Here is a 672-nt window from a genome sequence, read left to right as displayed (position 1 = left end):
GTTTCTCTTATCTTTCTAACTCCTCTATGCTTTAGTTTTATACGAGTTGCATATATAATATCAGCAACTAAAGCATCATCTCCCTTAGATGCTAGTAAAATGTTAGAAACTTTCTTAGTTGTCTTATTGTTTGTAACAACTACAACTCTAGCATTTATTGCTTCCTTACGGGCAATAACAAAGAAAGCATCAATCGGAAAATTATATACCTCTAACTGAGATAGGATCTTTTCGAATTGATGCTTAGTTATATGAATAGAAGGATCTCTCATACTCTTTTCTTTCTAAGTTTACCGCACTTCTTACACTTTAATAGGATTTCCCAATAAGTTACATATTCGGTTTTATGTACTACCTCCCAATCATGAAGGCATAAGTATTTAGCTTTTATAGCTTCTAATAATTGTTTCATATCTTTCTAATATTAATTTATATAATATAATAGGAAATCCTCAATCCAGGGAGTTTCTGAGTTTCAATAAATCTTGATAGGATTGGTACCGAGTATTATATATTAACTTAAGTACTTCCTTACGACCTAAATCGTTACAATCTTTATTTTCGGGCAATTGTATAACCTTGACCTTTTTATAAGCGACCAATTTGAAAGCCAGGTTGATTGAATATTTGATGGCATCAGGGTCCAGAAGTAATATAAATCTATTAACTGGA

Annotated in this window: 2 protein-coding genes; both read right to left on the bottom strand. The window is 31.2% G+C overall.

Annotated features, from left to right (window positions below):
- On the bottom strand, positions 1–272 hold a 272-nt coding region (locus tag IE182_RS31575; protein ID WP_190113424.1), incomplete at its 3' end, for a hypothetical protein.
- Between the two features lie 180 nt (positions 273–452).
- Positions 453–672, bottom strand: a 220-nt coding sequence (locus IE182_RS32360; protein WP_229845301.1) for a hypothetical protein, incomplete at its 5' end; no start/stop codon positions are given.

The organism is Streptomyces cinnamoneus (genome assembly GCF_014650495.1).
GTDB lineage: Bacteria > Actinomycetota > Actinomycetes > Streptomycetales > Streptomycetaceae > Streptomyces > Streptomyces cinnamoneus.
The sequence above is the reverse complement of the archived record's forward strand: the minus strand, read 5'-3'. Positions and strand labels throughout refer to the sequence as shown.